The sequence below is a fragment of the Halobacillus locisalis genome (assembly GCF_013694105.1).
Taxonomy (GTDB): domain Bacteria; phylum Bacillota; class Bacilli; order Bacillales; family Halobacillaceae; genus Halobacillus; species Halobacillus locisalis.
The window spans coordinates 890,160-908,349 of record NZ_JACEFG010000002.1; the positions used below are offsets into that span (position 1 = coordinate 890,160).

11 protein-coding genes are annotated in these 18,190 nt (G+C 42.3%); 7 read left to right on the forward strand and 4 right to left on the reverse strand.

The window, feature by feature from the left end:
* The first annotated feature begins 167 nt into the window (after window positions 1-167).
* The 3 genes from H0266_RS11395 (at window position 168) to H0266_RS11405 (ending at window position 2,715) form a co-directional block, all read left to right on the forward strand.
* Entirely contained in the window at window positions 168-1,748 is a 1,581-nt protein-coding gene (locus H0266_RS11395; protein WP_181472502.1) for an Ig-like domain-containing domain, read from the forward strand.
* Between the two features lie 76 nt (window positions 1,749-1,824).
* Entirely contained in the window at window positions 1,825-2,355 is a 531-nt protein-coding gene (locus H0266_RS11400) for a hypothetical protein (RefSeq protein ID WP_181472503.1), read from the forward strand.
* A gap of 99 nt (window positions 2,356-2,454) precedes the next feature.
* Entirely contained in the window at window positions 2,455-2,715 is a 261-nt protein-coding gene (locus H0266_RS11405; RefSeq protein WP_181472504.1) for a hypothetical protein, read from the forward strand.
* Between the two features lie 392 nt (window positions 2,716-3,107).
* Here the strand turns inward: H0266_RS11405 and H0266_RS11410 are convergent, their stop codons facing one another.
* Both H0266_RS11410 and H0266_RS11415 read right to left on the reverse strand, forming a co-directional pair.
* A complete protein-coding gene (locus tag H0266_RS11410) occupies window positions 3,108-4,163 on the reverse strand; it encodes an LCP family protein (protein WP_425484300.1) in 1,056 nt (351 codons plus the stop codon).
* A gap of 145 nt (window positions 4,164-4,308) precedes the next feature.
* On the reverse strand, window positions 4,309-5,772 hold the full coding sequence (locus tag H0266_RS11415; RefSeq protein ID WP_181472506.1) for an APC family permease: 1,464 nt from the start codon (window positions 5,770-5,772) through the stop codon (window positions 4,309-4,311).
* 278 nt (window positions 5,773-6,050) lie between these two features.
* On the opposite strand from H0266_RS11415, the gene H0266_RS11420 reads away from it, so the two are divergent.
* The 4 genes from H0266_RS11420 to H0266_RS11435 all read left to right on the forward strand — a co-directional run bounded on the left by H0266_RS11420 (window position 6,051) and on the right by H0266_RS11435 (window position 13,126).
* On the forward strand, window positions 6,051-8,183 hold the full coding sequence (locus H0266_RS11420) for a 5'-nucleotidase C-terminal domain-containing protein (protein ID WP_181472507.1): 2,133 nt from the start codon (window positions 6,051-6,053) through the stop codon (window positions 8,181-8,183).
* 275 nt (window positions 8,184-8,458) lie between these two features.
* Window positions 8,459-9,268: a cohesin domain-containing protein gene (locus H0266_RS11425; protein ID WP_181472508.1), complete on the forward strand. Its 810-nt coding sequence runs from the start codon at window positions 8,459-8,461 to the stop codon at window positions 9,266-9,268.
* Window positions 9,269-9,285: 17 nt separating this feature from the next.
* Entirely contained in the window at window positions 9,286-10,716 is a 1,431-nt protein-coding gene (locus H0266_RS11430) for an Ig-like domain-containing protein (protein ID WP_181472509.1), read from the forward strand.
* Window positions 10,717-10,729: 13 nt separating this feature from the next.
* Complete coding sequence (locus tag H0266_RS11435) at window positions 10,730-13,126, forward strand: hypothetical protein (RefSeq protein WP_181472510.1); 2,397 nt, start codon at window positions 10,730-10,732, stop codon at window positions 13,124-13,126.
* 109 nt (window positions 13,127-13,235) lie between these two features.
* Here H0266_RS11435 and H0266_RS11440 read toward each other — a convergent pair whose 3' ends face one another.
* Together H0266_RS11440 and H0266_RS11445 are read right to left on the reverse strand one after the other, a co-directional pair.
* Entirely contained in the window at window positions 13,236-15,785 is a 2,550-nt protein-coding gene (locus H0266_RS11440) for an RCC1 domain-containing protein (RefSeq protein ID WP_181472511.1), read from the reverse strand.
* On the reverse strand, window positions 15,778-18,156 hold the full coding sequence (locus H0266_RS11445; protein ID WP_181472512.1) for a leucine-rich repeat domain-containing protein: 2,379 nt from the start codon (window positions 18,154-18,156) through the stop codon (window positions 15,778-15,780). The genes H0266_RS11440 and H0266_RS11445 overlap by 8 nt, the downstream gene beginning before the upstream one ends.
* Window positions 18,157-18,190 lie beyond the last annotated feature (34 nt).

The following is an 18,190-nucleotide window of genomic DNA, read 5'->3' on the forward strand; positions in this document are numbered from 1 at the left end:
TTAGAATAGGGAGAAACAATATAGGTTTCGGGTGCCTCCGTATTTTTGTGAGGGTGTTGAACAATTTTTCGTAGGTTAGAAGACGCTAGCCCCGTTGTTAAAATATGGTTTCATTAAATTGAAGGCGGGAATACACCATGTAACAAGTATAAGGAGGACGTTTACGTATGAAGAATTGGATAGTAGGAATACTCATAGGCTTTGTCCTATTAGGGTTGACGACGTCGGTTTCAGCTGCTGACCGCACAAATGTAGACCTGGATAAAGTGTGGACGATTACGTTTAATACGGAAATGGATTTGAATGACGATGGGATACAAGTTTATGATGCGCAATCGCAACCTGTAAATGTGAGTTTGAGTTACGGGAAATCAAAAAAGAAAATCATGGTTCGAGCAGAAGATCCGTATGATGCTGGAAGTACATATCACCTTGAGGTGAATAACAAATTGACTTCCTCTGAAGGTATTGCCATTCAGGAAGAAGTGAATTTTACTTTTGAGACGAAAGCCGGGGCTAGTGGGCTGACAAATCAAGACATTTTAGCATTGATCAATGACCGAACAAATGAAATCCAGTCCATTATTGGAACAGACTTAAATGATAACTTAGGTGGAGAAAGAGATTTTAGCCGAGTGGAAGCGGACTTGCAACAAGAGGCAACTAATTCATTCGTCAATGGCTTTCTTAAAGACCAATATTTGAACAAAGCATGCGGAGGCTGTGACTACTCTATTTTCATCAATAATTCTAGTCGTGTACTGTACTTCGAGGTTCTTGAAAACAATGAGAACACAGTAACAGTAAAAACAGCTGGCGCATCCGGATATATCACGAATAGTGGATATGCAATTTATGAGTTCACTAAATCTGACGGTAAATGGTTACTTAATGATTATTCTAATACTGAATATTCGGAAGACAATTACTTGAACCTTACTCCTGAACAAGGGGAGCTGTATATAGAAAACGCTTATAACAAGCAAGTGACTTACGTTCGGACAGTCAGCCAGCCTCCTTTTGATACAGGAACAGAAGATCGTCCTTATCACGTCTATGAAGTTGTAGGCGAAGCTGATATTTACCTAGATACGTACACAGGATTTTCAGAACGTGGTGATTTACTAAGTAAAGATCCACTATCTGATATGGAGTTGAAGACGGTAGTAGAAGAAACGGTTGATGAGGTTCACAACATCATTAACGGAGACATCAATCAAAATCTGGGGACAGATGTTCCGAAAGATTATGACCGTGTCCGCCCTGACCTATTGAACGTAGCTACAGGTGATATGGTTGTTGGAACGTTAAAGGAATATTACGAAAATGCTTGCGGCGCTTGTGACTACAGATATTTCCAAGAACCTAGTTGGAATTTGAAGTACAATGTGCTAGTTAATGATGGGCAGCACATTCGTCTAGAATCGGCTAGTCCTAGAAATGTATTCGACGAAGGTGGATTCGAGGTATACGACTTGGTATTAGAGGGTGGTTCGTGGTTGCTGAACGGAATAGAGCAACGCGATTTCACTTCTGAGGAGCATTTGAATGTTACAGCAAAAGAAGCACAAGCCTACTTAGAAACTACAGACCGACAAGGAGAGTATGAGTTTCTGAGAACAGAGACGAAAGAAATGAATAATGAAGACGGATTTAAGCAACGTCCTTTCCATATCTTCAAGTTCACGGGTGACAATGGTGCGACAGACCAAGTCATGTTCGATTCTTATACTGGTTTCACTGAATAGGCAATATCTCCCTCACATTTTCTACGTAAGAGTGGTATAATTCTCGCAATGTTGAAAAAAAGGTGAGTGAGAGATTATGAAAAAATTGGCACTCTTTCTTGTCGTCGTTCTATTCATAGCCGCTGGTTATGTAGGATACTTGTTTTTCTTCAAATCCTACGATACGGCCGATCAAGAGGTCGATCAGTTAGCAGATGAGCAATATGAAATCAGCCTTCCTGAAAGTAGTGGACCGGAGGAAGGAAAAGGAGCACCGACACAAGACCAAATTGTTGAGTCTTATCAGTCAAGCTACCAATCCTTAATGGCAAACGCAGAGGAACGAGTGAATCAATTGGCCTCCCAGGCACAGAACGAATATATGAGCAAACTGCAAAATGGTGAGGACGTATCGTACAGTTATTTCTATAATAAATACAATTCTGCAGCCGACCGGCTTGAAGAAACAACCGATCAGGCTTTTGAGACAATTTACAAGGATATGAACCAGTCACTCGAAACACATGACTACGCATCAGCTGAAGCAGACCAATTACAACAAGATTATGAGCAAACGAAGAAACAGTGGAGAAATTCACTTTTACAAAAAGTGAAAGAGTCTCTATGATTTTCAAAATCTAGAATTTCAAGGGTTGTTCTTAGTTAAAGAAAAAATTATAATTTGAACAATAAAGATATTTCCGACCGCTGAAAGGATGGAGCCATATTGGCACAACTCTCTAAATTGTTTTTGGATCAACAGGAGCTTTCTCTGCTCGGACGATATAGTGTGCGAATTGATCGAACGATTGTTGTTGAACCTTTCAAACCTTTGACCGAGGATACATGCCAACGTATCTTGAATAGCCAGATGTTAATAAACCGCATCGGTATTCAAGGCGCTGAATCGATGGATTCTGTGGAATACGAAGGACCTTATTCTTGTAAGAGGGTGTTTGGGGTTTTGGTTTTTAGTCGTGTATCTTGATGGAGGGAGCTCCCATTATGGGGGCTCTTTTTTCGTGTGTTTTTTAGTGTTGTGAGTGTAATTCGGACATTTTCGCGGTTGATTCGGACGTGGGTGGTGTTATATCGGACACCGGTTTTGGTAATTCGGACAGGAGAGGCGTTATATCGGACATTTTGTTAGGATTCGGACAAAGATAGCAGGATATCGGACACCAGCACGTGTAATTCGGACAGGAATGGTGATATATCGGACATTTGGTTAGGATTCGGACAAAGACAGCAGGATATCGGACACCAGTACATGTAATTCGGACAGGAATGGTGATATATCGGACATTTACCTAGAATTCGGACAAAGTCACACATAATGCAAAAAAAGCGATTGGCAGCCAAATGCCAATCGCTTTTCGGTTAGGATGTAGGGTTGTCAGCGTTGCTGCTCTTCATAGCACTTTCCCCCGAATCGTTGTAGTTCAATTTATCTTGCAATTCGTCTTTTACATTTTCTAAGCTTTCTTCGTCAGGTACAAAGTAGAATAATCCATCTTCCAACCGTTCATTGTTGCCTTCAATGTTGATCGTTTTCGTGTCCGCTTCATCAGAAGAGAATGCCTTTTGGATGGCATATATTTCACGAGGAGACAGGTTGGTCGAGATGTTCTGACCGACCACATCAGATATTTGTCCTACTTTGAATATCGTGCCAGCTGAGATTGCTTGATCTATCGATGCCTTAATGAATTGACGCTGTCGCTCGTCACGTGGGTAGGATATTCCGACATCTTCCCGTTTTCTCATGCGTACGAAAGCCAATGCTTCTTCACCGGTCATTTTCGTTGGACCTTCTTCAAACTCGATGATTTTGTAATAATCGATACTACTTCGTTCCCAGAAGCCTTCTTCGACATCGATCGTTACGCCACCGAGTAAATCAACGATTTCAATGAATCCTTCGAAGTTTACCGTCGCATACGTATCGATTGGAATACCTAAATAGTCTTCTACGGTTTCGACAGCCAATTTTTCAGCACCGTAACCGGATAATTCTCCAAGAGAGTACGTTGCATTAATCTTATGAGAGCCGGCGTATTGACCGACTTTTTCTTCGGGTAGCTCAACACGAGTATCTCGGGGGATGCTCGTCATCGTCATTTCCTTTGTTTCAGGGTCGAGTGTCATCACAATTTGAGTATCTGCTCGCCCAGCTCCGCCATTTGTCGAGTAATCTTCAACGCCAAGCAACAAAATCGAAATAGGGTCTTTCCCTATATCAACGGCTTCTTCACGTAGATCAGACTTTTCGCCACGCTCTAAATCTTGATAGGATGCCGTATATACCTGAGATGCATAGTAAAAGCCTACACCCACAAATATCGCTATGATAAATAAGAAAGTTACGACGAGTCGAATCTTCTTTTTTCGATTTCGTTTTCGTCTTCTTACAACTCTAGTTGTCAAAGTAAACACCTCGATTTTTTACCTTTCAATAGTTTATTGTAACATATCTGCCCAGATACAAATGACATAATTCGAAGGTACGAAGTTTTGTAACGCGATTGAAGTGGAGGTGATATAAAAAAACCTCGCTCAAAAATGAGCGAGGTTTCTGTTTTTATTCAATTTCTTCTTTTTCTAAAATCAAGTAGTTCAATTCTTTTCTATCTATACTATTGTAGCGTCCGGAATTGAATAGATAGAATACAATACCGATCAGGATCCAAATTCCTAGCGCAATATAGGACTCGGTTCCGAGAGATGCTGGTGACCAAGGAAGTAGAAGTAATACTAAGAATCCAATGGCACTAAGCATGCCGATCAAGGACAAGAATTTCTTACCTGGTGCGACAACATCAGCATACCCACGAGCCGGCTGTTTATCCGACCAGCGGAAAAATTTATAAGCTGTGGCCGTACAGAAAAAGTAAGCGATCGCCACACCTGTTGAGGACATATCAACGACCCATAGTAGTGCTTGGCGTCCAAACCAAGGAGCTATCAAGCAAATCGCCATAGTGAATAATATACCAACGTAAGGTGTGTTGTGTTTCGGATGCAACTGTCTGAACATATTCGGCAAGATTCGGGCACGGCCCATTGCGAAGGTCAACCGACTCGCTGAAATGTAGAAGCCGTTCAGTCCTGTGAATATCCCCATACAAACGGCTGCCGCAATAATGAACACACCGGCACGACCCATGTAGCTTTCAATGGCGTCTCCTGTTCCCCAAACGGACTGAGTTTCCTGAATCTGAGCAAGTAAGTTCTGCCAAGGAATCGAGCTTGCTGTGATTAGAATCATAGCACTGTATGCAATTCCGGCTGCAAGTAAGGACCAGATAATCAATCCGAACGCTTTTTTCGGTTCGAACTCGAATTCCTCTGCAGCTTGCGGGATGTTATCAAACCCGACATAAGCAAACGGTGCAATCGCAAGAATCGTCAGGATGGATGCAATCGCTGTTTGGTCAGGGTTAAAGGCAGGTGTGACATTCGAGAGGCTCGGTCCATCTGCAAAAATGGCTCCTACACCGAGCAGCGTAATGCCTAGAATCAAGATAATACTGAACACGAATTGCGTCTTTCCAGAAAAGCTGGCGCCTCGTATATTCAAGATAGCGAATAAAATAAGAGCGATACTAGCGATGGCAATCTGAATAATCGATACTTCATAGCCAGCGACGGTGTACATATTTCCTGTTCGCACGAGGTCTGGGAACAAGAACTTGGCGAGCAATGCGAGTGCCGATGCATTCAAAGCGACGATACAAATGTAACCGAGTGTTAAAAACCATCCGGCTATAAAAGCGAATAATCGTCCGAACCCAATGTAAGCATAAGCGAATTCGCCGCCCGTTACCGGGAACTTCTCAATTAAAAACCCGTAACTTACACCGATGATCATCATCAATGCGGCACCAAGTAAAATACCGATGATGACGCCAATCGGTCCAGCTTGATCGATCCAGTCTGTCGGCAGGACGAAAGCTCCCCAACCAATCGCGGATCCAAACGCAATCGCCCACACCCAATGGGGTTTCAACGATTTCTCTAATTTCTTTCTTTCTCTGTTGGCCATGTAAAAAAAATCCTCCTAAAAAATAACGTGCCTGACTATTTTAAAGATAGTTGATATCGTTCGCAACCCTATTAGGTTTATATTTACCTAGAACCGCCATGTTAAACCATTTGCAGCCTGAAAAATTTGATGAGAAGAGTCAAAAAAAGCTGAAAATTTACAAAATGATATAGATTCCTTTAAAAAGGTTTTGCTATACTGAAAATAATGGATTTTTCATTTATTTACTTTTCATGAATGAAAATGACAAATACTAGGGTAGAGAGAGGGAGAGTAATATGGGGAAAACTAACAAAATTGTCGCTTCTTTAGCTGCGACGACAGCGATGGCAGCGGCGATTGCACCAGCGGCGACTGCGGATGCAAAGGATTTCAGTGACGTATCGGATCGTTATGTAGATGCAGTCAACTTCTTGCTTGAACAGGAAGCAACGAACGGGTACTCCGAAACGCAATTCGGTACTCAAATGTCGATCAAGCGTCTCGATGCGGCTATTCTTTTGGCAAATGTGTTAGGTTTGGATACAGAAGAAGTCGATGAATCTGGATTCACTGATGTTCCGGAACGTGGTCAGGGTGCTGTCAGTGCATTGAAAGCAGCTGGCATTACGAATGGTAAATCTGAAACGTCCTTCGGCTCTCAAGATGAAATCACTCGTGGAGAACTTGCGATTTGGATTCAAAAAGGATTTGGATTAAAAGGTGTTGAACAGTTACCATTCACGGACGTAACGGACCGTTATGAGGATGCTGTGGAAGCGCTTTTATCGAATGATGTGACAAGTGGTATGACAGAAGATGAATTCGGTACATACGCGACAGCCAAACGTGGCGACTACGCAATCTTCTTGAAGAAAGCGTATGACATGATGGATGAGCAAGAAGGCAAGTTCGAGTTATCTGTGATGCACACGAACGACACGCATGGTCATATTGAAAACATCGCACAGAAGAAGACGGCGATTGACGATTACCGTCAGTATCACCCGGAAGCTTTGCTTGTTGATGCAGGTGATGTTTTCTCCGGAACTCTTTATTTCCAGGAATTTTTGGGCCAAGCTGACCTAGAATTCATGAACAAATTGGGCTATGATGCGATGACATTCGGTAACCATGAATTTGATCTTGGTAAAAGCGAGAATGGACATCAAGCATTAGCTGATTTTGTTAACAATGCGGACTTCCCGTTCGTAGCTGCGAACGTGGACTTCTCTGGTGATTCCCTATTCGATGAAATGAATAACGGAGACGAAATCGCTTCGACACCAGAAGACGGAGAGATTTACGGCGGAATCGTAACAGAAGTGGATGGAGAGAAAGTGGGGATCTTCGGCCTGACAACGGTTGAAACACCAGATATCTCTAGTCCAGTTGATATTGCTTTTGAAGACTATATTGCGGAAGCGAAGAAAATGGTTCAGTCCTTTGAAGACCAAGGCATTGATAAAGTCGTTGCCCTTACGCACCTTGGATATAACGACAACGTGGATTATGATAACGACGTTGCTCTTGCAGAAAACGTTGAGGGCATTGATGTCATTGTCGGCGGTCACTCTCATACAGAACTAGCTCCTAGAGTTGTCGGAGATGAAGAGCCTACTGTTCTAGTTCAAACGGGTGAATATAGTGATAACCTCGGTACACTAGAAGTTGAATTTGACGAAAATGGTGTCGTAACAAGTTATGCTGGAGAACTAGTTGAGCTTGACGGTTTAGAAGAAGATGCTTGGTTTGCATCTAAACTAGCACCTTATACAAAGCAAGTAGAATCTATTAAAAATGAAGAAATCGGGGTATCTTCTGACGTTGTCCTTAACGGTGTACGAGAAGACGTTCGTACTGGAGAAACGAATCTTGGTAACTTGATTGCTGACGGTATGCTTGCGAAAGCTCAAAGCATCAACCCGGATACAGCGATTGCGTTAACGAACGGTGGAGGAATTCGTGCTTCAATAGATGAAGGTCCTGTAACTCTTGGTGAAGTTTTGACGGTGATGCCGTTCGGTAATGCACTAGGAATCATGAATCTCACAGGTGCAGAGATTGAAGAAGCACTTGAACACAGTGTTGAAATGGCTCCAGAAGCATCAGGTGCCTTCCTTCACGTAGCTGGTATGAAGTTCGAATATGACAGCAGCCAGCCTGCAGGTGAGCGTATTGTGAACGTTCAAGTGGAAACGGAAGATGGTTACACACCACTTGAAGCGGACATGAACTATGATGTTGCGAGTAACTTGTTCACGATCCAAGGCGGCGACGGTTATACAACGTTTGAAAAAGCGTATGAAGAAAACCGTGTCAGCGAGCCAGGATTCATGGATTACGAGATTTTCGTTGAATACTTGAAATCTCAAGGCGACACGATCTCACCAGAAACAGAAGGACGTATTACGGACGTTGCAGGTGAATAATAGATTTTGAGCTCAGTAGTAAAGGGTCTTCCCATCTTAAGGGGAGACCCTTTTTGTTTTTCTTGATAAGTGAAGGTCATTTTCACTCTTTGGCAAGGAGAAAATATTACCAAGGGTATTCATGAGTAAAATGGCGGATTTGTTATAAATATTCTTCAATTTATGACAGGATTACCGATATTAAAGACAATGAGAAGATTTTTGTTACCTATTGAAAGGGGGAGACGTTGACAGAGGATTTTGGATAGAAAAAATCGCCTTTGTCAGTATTTTTTATGAAAAAAAGACATCTTAGAACAAAGTCGTTACGCTTCAGTATGATCATGCTTTCTTTCGTGCTGCTCTTTGCTCTTGTGCCTTGGCAGGGAGACGCATCAGCAGTAGGAAAGGGATCTTTAATTGTTTCGTCCGTGTATGAGGATTCTGCGAGAAAGACCGTTTCGATTTCAGTCGAAGCGAGTAGTGTTGAAGATATGGCCAGTGGACAATTGGAATTACGCTATGACCCACAAGTGGGATATGCGAGATCGGTGGAAGCGGGTTCTGCTGTAAGTGGCTCGATTTCCACGGTGAATTATGAAGCAGCCAAAGACGGCATCATCAAATTTGCATGGATCTCAACAGAAGAACTTTCTTCTGATGGAGAACTGTTGAACCTTGAATTTTATACGACCCATGAAAAAGGCGTGAAAGCAACAGACCTTGAATTAGTTGCAACACAGGTCTTTGATGAGGACGGAGAAGAAATTAAGGTCGCTCTTGAAGATGGATACGTAAAGCCATTCGACGGAAAAATAGAAGTAGCTGAGGAAGTAGTCGGCGATAAAACGTGGACTGTAACGTTCAGTACACCTATGCTATCTTCATCGATCACGAATCAAAGTGTCTACATTCTTAACGAAAGTCGAAGAAATCTAGTAAAAGCCGATCTGTCACTAAGTAATGATGGTACAGTCCTGACGGTTACACCTGATGAGGAATTGGGCCGTTACTTTGACTATAGTTTAATTGTTTCTGAGAACGTACGATCTATGACCAATACACGATTGAAACAAGCGGTGAAAGTGCCGTTTACAGTTAAATAACAACAGGAGGCGACGGTATGAATAAGAGACTCATCAGCTTATTTACAGCACTTGTTCTTATAGCGACGTTATTCCCATCGAATCAAGCGTTCGCTTATCGTGATTCAGTTGTCGAAGTAACGCAAACCTATTCGACAAGTGATGAAGTACGAGTAGCTGTGAAGATGCACAATATAAGAAATCTTAATTCCGGTAGTTTGCAAGTGTCTGTGGAAGGTTCTAACTTAGACTTGGATGGATTTGAAGCGGCACCGAAGTTTGATAAAGGGATGTTTACGACAACATCTCGAGAAGAGGGAGATACGCTCAACATTAGCTTCTTGGCTTCTGGTTCTAACGAAATCGATATCGATTCTTCGATTCTTGGTTACGTTACATACGAAGTAGAGGATTCTTCCAACGTCGGAGAATCATATGACATAACGTTAAAGAACGTGTCATTCAAAGATGCAGATGATGAAGACTTAGTAGAAGCCACATATGATGGAGCGGTTTACTATGAACGTTCCATGGGTGATGTAAACGATACGAACGAGTTAAATGCAGCACAAGCTATGAAAATCCTTCAACATGCGAACGGATCCAGTACGCTGAGTAGCGAGGACTTGGAATTCGCGGATATCGATGGGGATGGAAACATCTCTCAGAAAGATGCGAAAGAGTTGCTTGAATTCATTGTCGGTAAGAAAACGAGCATGATGAGAATCCAAACAGAAGAAGTAAATACAGCTTTTGTAGAGGTACCATACAGTCACGTTATGAAAGCGAATTATGGTCAAGCCCCATATACTTGGGATGCTAGCAACTTACCATCTGGACTGGAAATCAATGAAGAGACAGGTGAAATTTCTGGTTCACCTCGCGACATCGAAACAGAAACGATTGATATAACGGTTGAAGATCGCACAGGTGCCGAGATGTCGAAGAGCTTTGACCTTTCGGTTATCGAATCGGATGTGAAACAAATCGAACAGATCTCTCCGATCACCGTTCAAAAAGGAGAACAACCAAATCTTCCATCTAGTATTCAAGTAACCTACAAGGATGGCACTACTTCTAATGAAGGTGTCGAGTGGGATACAGTCAATACATCGAACGTAGGGGAATACACGATTTCTGGTGAAGTGGGAGATACGCAGCAAACTACGTCTGTACAAGTGATTGTGTTTGATGGCGACGAAAAGCCTTATGTTGCTGAAGATCAGATTATTGGCGTTACAACGGACTATGTCGGGTTCCTTGATGTTCATACGATTACGGTGAAAGTGACGGATAAGGTTTCTCGTATGGAAGTCGTATCTGGTCGTACGAAGATTGAAATGAATGCGGATGTTGATAGTACGTTCAGTCTGGCTACGCCAAGACTTGAGTCCCGGGATGTTGTAACAGTTATAGCCTATGATTATTTCAATGAGAAGATTACGGAGAGAAAAGTTACTTTAAAGTAAATGGGGGATTCTAGTGAAGAGACAATTGCAAAGCATGAAACTTGTTTCGTTTGTCGTCATATTAAGTGTCTTATCAACGTTGTTTGTTCCCAATGAGGCTAGTGCGGCGAGTTTGAAAGACGGGACATTGAACGATGAATTCAGTGACTTTCGTTTAGAAAACATCGGTGCTAGTAATGCAGACTTTAGTTTTGATACGAAAGAATCTGACGATGGTATAGATTCTAGTAGACTATTTTATGTATTAATTGATAGCAATGATGAATTAGCAGATACCGATGTATTTAATGCTTCAAGCGAATTGAAAACTATGTTGGACAGTGAAGAAGTTTATGGGTTATCAAACCCAGATCTTTTGCTGAATACAGACGGTGGTAAAGTCATTCGTTATGGAAGTAATCTAGATTTAAGATCAGGTCTTACAAATGAAGAGATTAATTTGAGTGGATTGGCTGAAAACAAGAACTATCGATTATATGTTGGTGCTTCGTCACCTGAAATGGATAAACCGAATGTAGATGTAGACAGTGGTCACACTGAGCCTAACGCTTCGTCTCCCGAACTTATAGAAGATCGATACGTACGTGTGACTTACACCGGAGATTCTTTAGGTGACCCTAATGAGCGTGACTTTAAAGTTCAATACTTAGATGGCACTTCTCGTAACGCTCTTTTTACACAAAACTTAGAAGAAAATGCTTCAGGGGACCTTCTTCTAGATTTTGAATTTGATTTCGATAATCAATTGTTTGGAGATCAAGGTGATTTTGGAGGAACTACTGACTTTGAACACTACAAGTACTACATGACAATCTCTAACGGTGTTGAAATTAATAAAAATGATTCTTGGATTCTTCAATTCGACAACAATGGGGTATTAGACAAGAGCCAGAACAGTATCATCAATGTTCCTCATACAGAGTTCGTTAGTGCAACTTCCGATAATTCTTCTGAAGAAATTTTCACAGGAGATGGCGAGATTCTTTTCTCAACAGATCCATTCCCATCTCTATTAGATGGTGCTGGAAATAGTCAGGCTGGGTTTAGTGTATCAAATACCCCAACTGATCAGGACTTCAGATACTTGAGAGGTGTGGCTTCTAACAGAAGAGGAGAAGTGACACTAAGGTTCGATGATGACATTGCTATAACCTCTAAAGGTCGTGAACAAATTCAAATAGTAGGTAGCGATGGGGAAGATTTTCGAGATTATGATCGTTCGGTAAGTCTAAATAACTCAGATGATTCAATACTTGAAATTCCTTTCGTAGCATTAGACCCTGGTAAAGAATATTACGTAAGTATTCCAGCGGGTAGCTTGGCATTAGATACAGGTACCTTTGGATTAGGCCAGCTGAACTTAGGTAACGAATTTAACCAAATTATCTTTTTCACAGAAAAGAAACCAGAAATCGCAAGTACATTCTTTAATCCAGGCAACGATACATTTGATCATAACTACTCTCCTTTCAGCTTGAACCCTACTGACGATATTTATCGTATTCCGGAATTGGTTGGAATTAACAAGTTGGGGGTAGGATTAAATCAGCAACTTGTTGTTAGCTTTAGAGATAAAATCGAATTGAATGGTAACCCAGATGGAAAACTACAGATCTCCTCTTCTGGAGATAACCGAAACTTGACTGCTACTGCAAGTATTAATGAAAATCGACCGAATGAGTTGATTATTACAATTAAACATGGTGACAATAACCAGAAGCTGCTTCGCCCGGACGTCATTTATGAATTGGTTATCGAACCAGGGATTGTAAAAGACCATTACGGTGGCGGTGCATTTGCAGAAAGTAGTACGATTAATGTAGATTTCAAAACGGCTGATGGATTCAAGAATGCCTTTCTTGATAAATCATCTTACGAGTTGAACTCAGGCCTTCTACAAACACCGAGTCATAATATCGCAATCGATGTGCCGAAAGTGTACATCCGTAACGTGGAAACCATCCATTATCGTCAAGGACTTGCTCCTGACGCTCAAGTGGCTCCGAACATCACAAACGTCGATGTTGAAGCAGATCCTGATGTAGCCTACTTAACGGTTACAACTAACCAGGATGAGCGTAGCATGCTTGAACGAGGTGCGAACGGTAAATTTACAGCAACTTTTGCTGGATTAAGCTCAAATGTAACACAGCTTGAGATCACAGCTTACGATGTAAATGAAAATGAACTAGTAACAAGAATCTTCCGTTTACAAGGAGCTCCTGGTTCTGAGTTTAAAAATGACTACGTCCCAGAGATTACAGATGTATTCGGTAAGAGAATCTCTCTTTATGAATTAATGCAGCAACCTGATCTAATGCGCCAAGTACTAGAACAGATTCCTGTTAGTGAGCTAGATCGTATTGGTGTCCTTGAACCATTCTTCGCACCATACAACGATGTACCTTAATTGAATACTAAAATAGAAAGCTCGGATGCTAAGTAAGCATTCGGGCTTTCTTCTATAATCAAAACATTTAAAAACCGGGTTAACTATGGTAGTCAACCCGGTTTGTTTGTTACTCAACACGAAACTTAAACTTCACCTTATGACTCAACTTTTCCCCATCAGGCGTCTTCAAGTCGTCCGTTATATACAATTCATAATCTTCGCCTCGGTCGTAGCGATCCTCAGGTATGACATATAACTCACGATTACTTACTAAAGCGACTTTAATATCCAGCTTTCTTGAACTAGATTCCTCTCGGATATAGACAGATCGATTATTGATGGTGTCTGGATTGATATCTGTACTGAAGGCTATCTTCCAGTACTTGTTCTCTAAAACGCTGTCTTTTGCTTTTTTGACTACCCAGCCATCGTTTGTTGTCCCGACGACGACTTTGACGCTGTCTACTTTTCCAGTATCAGCGGAGCGGGCGTATAGGGTGGTTGTCCCTGTACTGACCCCTGTCACTTTTCCTGACTGGGAAACAGTGGCGACATCCTTGTTGCTAGAAGAGTAGGTCAGTTTCTTATTGGTTGCGTTACTTGGATAGAAAGTCGGTGTTAAGCGGATGCTATCTTCTGCATCGACTTCGACCGTACTCTCTGCAATTTCAAAAGCTGACAGATCGACATAGTCTTCTGGATAGACGTGAACAGTAATGCTGCCTGTTTTTCTCTTATATAAGGTGGTGACGGTAATTTCAGCGGTTCCTTCTGATACGGCTTCGAGTTCTCCGTTTTGTTTTACTTTTACGACAGAAGAATCGCTGCTTTCCCATTCATACACATATTGATCGGTGGCACTGAGTGGGAAAATTCTGTACTCCAACTGATATTCTTCGTCTTGCTCTAGATATAAATCATTCTGGTATCCTTTGATATAAATGCGATCAACAGGTACGGAGACTTCGATGTCTACAGAGTCCTCAAAGCCGCCATCAATCGTTGTAGCCGTAATCGTCGTTCGTCCTTCAGATACCGAGGTGACTTCACCTTGCGTGTTGACCGTTGCAATGTCAGGATCATCAGAAGTCCAAATCACTCGTTTATCTGTCGCGTTATAGGGATAAACGAGGGCTTCAAGCTCAATGGTATCCTCGGTTACGCCTATCCATTCAGGCACGCGCTCAAGCGTAACGGACTTTTTGTTCAACTCGACACCTGTAACAGGAACGGCGATGATGACATTCACCGTATCGGTGTAGGCACCATCTAAAATCGAAGCTGTAATCTTCGCGCGGTTGCCTTCTATTCGTGTCATATCATCGGTGACTTGAATTTTTCCATCGTCCGAGACGGTTACCATATCCGTATTGCTTGATGACCATTGAATTTCTGTTTCAACAGCCCCCTTCGGAATGAGCTTTGCGTTTAACTGAGCTTCATCGCCTTCCGTTAAGGTAATGGTTTCGCGATCGATTTCTACTCCTTCAGCAAGCGACAAAATCAAATCTGTCGGCAGGCTGCGGTTCAGCGCTGTTCCGTCTCCGAGTTGTCCGTATTCGTTCAGCCCCCATGTGTACACGTCACCTGAAGCAGTCTTGGCGATCGAATAACGGTTCCCGGCATCGATTTCGGCAACATCGTTGATGGCTGTCAACTGCGTAGGAGGTTGCGTGATTCGGCTTGAGACAGGGATGCCTAATTCGCCGACCGCATTATCACCCCATGCCCAAACGTTTCCTTGTTTATCTAAGGCAAGATTATGAAAAGCGCCGGCTGCCAATTGTTCCACCGCTGGTAATGTTGGGACAACAAAAGGGGTGGCGATATCGGTTGCGTTTGGATTCAAGCCGAAGTCATTTTTCCCCCAACTCCACACACGGCCTTGTTCGTCTAGTGCTAATGAATGGGAAGTCCCTGTTGCGACTTGGGTGATGTCAGGTAAGCCTTTTATTTTATAAGGAGTTTTGGTAAAGGCAAAACTGACCGGCATTTGACCGCCCCAATTTTCTCCCCATGCCCAAACGGCACCGTCTTCATCAAGCGCCAGATTATGATGTTCAAAGCTTTCAATCTGTACGATATCCTCTAAGCCGATAATTTGTTCAGCTGTCAGCTTTTCGCCGGTCGCTTTGTATTCGTGCTGTCCTAATTGTCCGAATTGATTGGAACCAAAGCTCCAGACTGTACCATCGGATTTTAAAGCTAATGAATGGCTGTCACCGGCTGTGGCTTGTATGATATTCGATAACTTTCGCTCGACGAACTCATCTGAACCATCTTTTTCAAAAGCCATGACTTGCGAGAGCTCAGGTTCTGTTGTTGTTGCTTCTCCAGTCCCTGCTTGTCCACTATCATTCGAGCCGAACGAGAACACCTCTCCGTATTCTGTTACGACGAGTGAGTGGATATCCCCGGTTTCGACACTCGAAATTTTCTGATCGATGGTTGTAGAAATCTCTTTTGGAACAGATGTCTGATTATCGCTGATTGCCAGCTGGTCAAACGCATTCCATCCCCAACCTAGTAGATGATCATTCTCATCGGAGTCTTTTTTCAAAATCAATGTGTGATTACCGTATATCGAAATGGTCGGTTCGGCGCTGACCGTATGCGTGAGAATGAGGGAAGCTGCCAACGCTAACAGGAGCCCCCAACCTAATTTCCATTTAGTCATAGTGCACGACAGCTCCTTCTAGTTCGTTTTTCGTATAATAGCTCGGGATGTCTTCCAAGCGATAATAGCCGTTTTCGTCATCTACGAAATTTAATCGATCCCCATCAATGAGTAAATAAGGATCTCCTTTAGACAAGTCCAATTGTGAAGATTCAATGATTACTTCTGTGGAATGATTCTCATAGGTCAAAACTACTCCACCTAAGTCGATCACGGTCGGCTTCGCGTCTACTGCATGTTCGGATTGAGTCGTAAATGACATCATCGCATGCTTACCAAGAGGGAGGTCATCTTCACCGAATGTATTGAATTTCGTAATGAATAACTGATAGGTCGTATCATACTCATAGCCACCTGATGCAGGACGGATTTTCACGGTATCCCCCTGAATGCTTGTGGATAGGGGAATGACTTCCTTATTTTCATCCAGCAGGAAGATCGAATCACCATGTAAGTCAGGCTTGCTGTTAAAGGTGATGGTCCATTCTTTATCTGTCGCGACGTTCAATTTTCTCCCGAAGTTCAGGAACTGTAACGTATCTTGTGGATCTGATTCGACGATGTTTCCATCCTCCGTCAATTCATCGATCAGGTCTTTCGTGTCGGGGTGGTCGACCATGAGCTGATTCATGGTCAGGTTGAACGTTACATCAGAGAATGACTCATACTCCAATGGGGATAAGTCATAAATCAGGTTCCCCTCTAGGTTCACATGCTCTAAAGAGGGGAGCTGATCGATGTCCTCGACACTTTCGATTTGATTATAAGCGAGGTGAATTCGCGATAAACGATTCAAACCTCTGAGCGGTTTGAGGTCTTCAATCTCGTTCTCATTTGCGTACAGTTCAATTAATCGGGAAAGGCGATCGATATCAGATAAATCCTTGATTCTATTTTTACTCATGTGCAGTGATTTCAAATCTCTCATCTCATCGAGGACATCGATATCTGTAATACGATTGTCTGAAATCCATAGATTTTTCAAGTCACCCAGCGGTTCCAAGCCTTCGATCTCTTTGATTTGGTTGTTGGATAGATAAAGAGAATCAAGGTTCGTCAGTTGCCCTAAAGGATGGACATCGAGAATGGAATTGTCCGATAAGTTCAGCCATTCTAATTTATCCAAGTCATCCAAGAAGATGGTCGACGTGATGAGGTTGTTCGATAACCCTAAGTGCGTCAGGCTCTTTAGATCCTTTAATCCCCATAGATAGTCGATCTGATTGTTACTGACGTATAGCTTTTGTAAATCGGTCAAGTCTTGCAATGGACTGATCGATTCAATCTGGTTATTCGATAAATAAAGTTCTTCTAAAGAGTGGAAATGTTCGATTCCATCTATATTCGATAGATTCTTATTCTGAAGATCGAGCACGGGAATGTGCGTCACCTCATTCTTGAAAATCTCCTCATCGTCTTCTTTATCGAGAAATTCACGTATCGCTTCTTCAAAGTTCTGGTCGGTAAACTGAATGGTGGAGTCGGTATCGTTTCCGGACTCGCTACCTTGCTGTGGTAAGTATGTCAGGGAACCTGACTCGATTGGTAGTCTGTTCATCCAGTCCAGTTCGGTTGAAGGAGTCGTGACGTCCAGCACATTTTCCTCTACGCGAAGCTCTTTGACCTTTTCCCATTTGTATAATGGAGAAAGGGTGGTCAATTGATTATCGCTTAAAAGCAGAGATTCTGTCTGAACCAGATTCCGAAGCGGAGCCACGTCCGTTAACTGATTGGATTGTAAATGCAGACTCTTCATATTGGTCATATTTTTTAGCGGCTTTACATCCGAGATATTATTATGATCTGCCCATAGTGTCTCTAATTTTGATAATGGGCGTATATCGTCTAGTGAGTCTAGCTCATTGTCATTAACATATAAGTGACGTAGAGAGTCTAAATTACGGACAGGTCTAAGGTCATAAATACGGTTGCTATTCAGCTTAAGTTCACGGAGATTCACAAGAGAGCGAACCGGCGTGATGTCTGTAATTTGATTCGCAGACAAAGAAAGGATAGACAAAGTCTCCATTCCGTCCAAAGCTTCTATATCCCGAATGACGTTGTTATGTAACTGAAGTTCTTCTAAGTTTTCCAAATAGGAAAGTGACATAATCGATGTCAATTCATTATGGGATAGATCTAATCTTTTCAAGTTTTTGTACCTTTCAATCCCAGCAAGAGAATTCAACTCGTAATGGGATAAGTCGAGTTCTTCCACTTCCGCTTTTTCATCTGGTGTTAAGGAGGTTTCTACCCCGAGTTCTTCTTGGATCGCATCTTCTAATTCTTCGGCAGAAATCGTGATAGGAAGGGATAGAAGGGCTGTAAGCATCAAAGCTGAAGCTAAGGATCGTTTTACTAAATTATGCATGGGTTTCACTCCGAACTGAATGTGATCATACCTT

Excerpts from the sequence above, each read along its gene's own strand:
- H0266_RS11395 (WP_181472502.1), top strand. The coding sequence starts at position 168 with ATGAAGAATTGGATAGTAGGAATACTCATAGGCTTTGTCCTATTAGGG.
- H0266_RS11400 (WP_181472503.1), top strand. The coding sequence starts at position 1,825 with ATGAAAAAATTGGCACTCTTTCTTGTCGTCGTTCTATTCATAGCCGCT.
- H0266_RS11415 (WP_181472506.1), bottom strand. The coding sequence starts at position 5,772 with ATGGCCAACAGAGAAAGAAAGAAATTAGAGAAATCGTTGAAACCCCAT.
- H0266_RS11420 (WP_181472507.1), top strand. The coding sequence starts at position 6,051 with ATGGGGAAAACTAACAAAATTGTCGCTTCTTTAGCTGCGACGACAGCG.
- H0266_RS11425 (WP_181472508.1), top strand. The coding sequence starts at position 8,459 with ATGAAAAAAAGACATCTTAGAACAAAGTCGTTACGCTTCAGTATGATC.
- H0266_RS11430 (WP_181472509.1), top strand. The coding sequence starts at position 9,286 with ATGAATAAGAGACTCATCAGCTTATTTACAGCACTTGTTCTTATAGCG.
- H0266_RS11440 (WP_181472511.1), bottom strand. The coding sequence starts at position 15,785 with ATGACTAAATGGAAATTAGGTTGGGGGCTCCTGTTAGCGTTGGCAGCT.
- H0266_RS11445 (WP_181472512.1), bottom strand. The coding sequence starts at position 18,156 with ATGCATAATTTAGTAAAACGATCCTTAGCTTCAGCTTTGATGCTTACA.